Origin of the sequence: Streptomyces sp. A012304, assembly GCF_026008495.1 — a bacterium.
Lineage (GTDB): Bacteria > Actinomycetota > Actinomycetes > Streptomycetales > Streptomycetaceae > Streptomyces.
This window is the reverse complement of record NZ_BQUN01000134.1, coordinates 7,166-10,064: the sequence shown is the minus strand read 5'-3', so window position 1 is coordinate 10,064 and position 2,899 is coordinate 7,166. Positions and strand designations below refer to the sequence as shown.

The following is a 2,899-nucleotide window of genomic DNA, read 5'->3' as shown; positions in this document are numbered from 1 at the left end:
GCACGAGGCGGCCCGCCGGCGCCTCGCGGAGAGCGCCGAGCAGAACGCGCCCGCTCCCCTCAACACGACCCTCGCGGTGGTCGCCACCGACGCGGCCCTCACCAAGGCCCAGGCGCAGAAGCTGGCGGGCACGTCCCACGACGGCATCGCCCGCGCGGTCCGCCCGGTGCACCTGCTGCACGACGGGGACACGGTGTTCGCCCTGGCGACCGGCGCCCGACCGCTCACCCCGGACCATCCGCTCGCCCTCAACGACGTGCTCGCGGCGGGCGCGGACATGGTGACCCGCGCGATCGTGCGCGCGGTGCGCGCGGCGGAGTCGGTGGCGGCGGCGGGCGGGAGCTGGCCGTCGTACGGGGAGCTGTACGGGAGACAGGAGGGTCGCAAGCAGCCACAGGTGCGGTAGCGGGCGGGCGATTGTCCCGGTTCTGTCACGTCGTGGTGTTCGTCTCAGGCGGAAGGAACCCCACCGGTCGTCGGTACCTCCTTCTTCACGTACTGGAGCGGATGACGCACATCACATGAAGCTGGAGCAGCCCGTGACAACGCCGGACAAAGCAGCGCGGCGCGCACTGGGGGCCTGTGCCGTCCTGGTGGTCGGCGCCCTGACCCTGACCGCCTGCGGCGGCAGTGCCAAGGCCAAGAACGAGGACGCCGAGCGCGGCGGCAAGGACACCGTGAAGACGTCGGCGCCGAAGATCGCCATCTCGGCCGCGGACGGTTCGACGGGCGCGTCGATCAACACGACCGGCGTGCGGGTGAGCGGCGGCAGGCTGACCGCCGTGACGATGACGGTGGCGGACACCCGGCAGGCCGTGCCGGGGACGCTGTCGGCCGACGGACTCAGCTGGAAGCCGAAGGAGCAGCTGGAACGGGGGACGAAGTACGAGATATCGGCGACCGCGAAGGACGCGAACGGGCGCACGGCAGCCGCCGGCTCCACCTTCACCACGGTCGCCGCCGCCAACAGCTTCATCGGGACGTACACCCCGGACGGCGGCACCACGGTCGGTGTGGGCATGCCCGTGTCGTTCACCTTCGACAAGGCGATCAGTGACAAGAAGGCCGTGCAGTCGGGCATCACGGTCACCTCCAGCAGCGGCCAGAAGGTGGTCGGGCACTGGTTCGGCACGCAGCGGCTGGACTTCCGGCCGCAGGAGTACTGGAAGGCCGGCTCCAAGGTCACGATGAAGATCGACCTGGACGGCGTGCAGGGCGCGAACGGCGTCTACGGCGTGCAGAAGAAGACGGTCACCTTCACCGTCGGACGCTCGCAGGTCTCGACCGTCGACGTCGCCACGCAGACCATGACGGTCGTGCGGGACGGCAGGACGCTCAAGACGGAGCCGATCTCGGCGGGCGGCCCGCAGTTCGCGACGTACAACGGGCAGATGGTGATCTCGGAGAAGTTCCGGGAGGTCCGGATGGACAGCCGGACGGTCGACCTCGCCAACGCCTACGACATCCACGACGTCCCGAACGCGATGCGGCTGACCACGTCGGGGACCTTCATCCACGGCAACTACTGGTACAACAAGGGCAATCCGCCGTTCGGCCGTGAGGGCACCAGCCACGGCTGCGTCGGCCTGCGGGACGTGCGGGGCGCGCGGACCGACACTCCCGCCAAGTGGTTCTACGACAACTCCGTCATCGGTGACGTGGTGATCGTGAAGAACTCTCCCGACCGGACGGTCGCCCCGGACAACGGGCTCAACGGGTGGAACATGCCGTGGAGCAAGTGGATCGCCGGCAGCGCCGTCTGACGCGATCCCCGGAGTCGTTGCAGGCGTTCGAGGCGCCCCCTCGGACGCGTCCCCCAGACACGTTCCCCAGACGCGTTCCCCAGCCGTTCACAGGCGGGAGATCGTCGTCCGCTTCCAGATCATCGGGGCTCTGACCGGCTCTTTCCGACAGGATGTCGGGCCGCGCGGGAACATCTCGCGCGGCCCGCGCGTTTTCCCCGCGTACGTTTTCTCGGTTCCCGGACATGATGTCCGACCGAGGGGCTACGGTATGCACCCACAAGGTGACATGCAGCGACGCCGGGAGAAACCTTGAGCGTTCCGTACGGGACGGCAGCGCACGAACCAGCCGAGTCGCCCGAGACTCCGGAGGAGCACCTCGCGCGGCTCCTCGGTCGCGCCCTGAACTCCTTCGAGCTGCCCGACGAGACCCTGCGCCTGCTCGACTGCGCGCTGGCGCACGACAGCTCGCTGCACTCCGCGCACCACAGCGCGGGGCTGCACCGCGAGACCTACCGACACACCTGGCTGCTGGCCGACGGCTCCGCGCTCACCCTCTGGGAGCTCGTCCACAACCCCACCCCGGGCAGCGAGCCGCAGCACGAGGTGTACCTGGACGACGAGGAGCTGCGCGCCGCCACGGCCCGGCTGCCGCTGCCGCCGGACGCGCCGGACTTCGAGCTGCCGGTCATGATGCAGCTGGCGCCGGTCCCCGCGCCACGGCATGTGTACGTGCCGGACGACTCCGCCGACCACGCGCGCCGGCTGCTGCGCCGCGCGGAGAACCCCGACCGGCCCGGCGCGGACACGGCGGCGCTGCTGACGACGGCGATCGCGCACCAGATCACGCAGGCCTTCGGGCGCCCGTGCCGGGCGGGGCGCGTAGGCCTGGGCTTCGCGCTGTACGAGCACGCGTTCCTGCTCCGGGACGGCCAGGAGATCTCCCTGTGGGAGGTCGAGCACACGGCGACGCCCGACGGGCGGCACATGTGCGAGGTCTACCTCACCGAGGCAGCGGCCCGGGAGGCGATGGAGCGGCGGGCGGCACAGGTCTCCTGAGCGGCCTCCCGACGCGGAGAAAAGCCGCGTCGGCGCCCCGCGTTCCGCCCTGCTTCACGTGCTCACCGGCCACCGGTCAGTCGCCGTACGAGGCAGGC

Annotated in this window: 3 protein-coding genes; all 3 read left to right on the top strand. The window is 70.7% G+C overall.

Translation table 11 applies throughout. The annotated features are described in order from the left end of the window. A partial coding sequence (locus ALMP_RS33135) for a P1 family peptidase (protein WP_264935176.1) occupies positions 1-406 on the top strand: 406 nt, incomplete at its 5' end. A 133-nt stretch (positions 407-539) separates the two neighbouring features. After that, positions 540-1,763 (top strand): Ig-like domain-containing protein, encoded by a 1,224-nt coding sequence (locus ALMP_RS33130; protein WP_264935175.1) that lies wholly within the window; start codon positions 540-542, stop codon positions 1,761-1,763. Between the two features lie 291 nt (positions 1,764-2,054). Next, positions 2,055-2,801: a DUF6227 family protein gene (locus ALMP_RS33125; RefSeq protein WP_264935174.1), complete on the top strand. Its 747-nt coding sequence runs from the start codon at positions 2,055-2,057 to the stop codon at positions 2,799-2,801. The last annotated feature ends 98 nt before the right edge of the window (positions 2,802-2,899 follow it).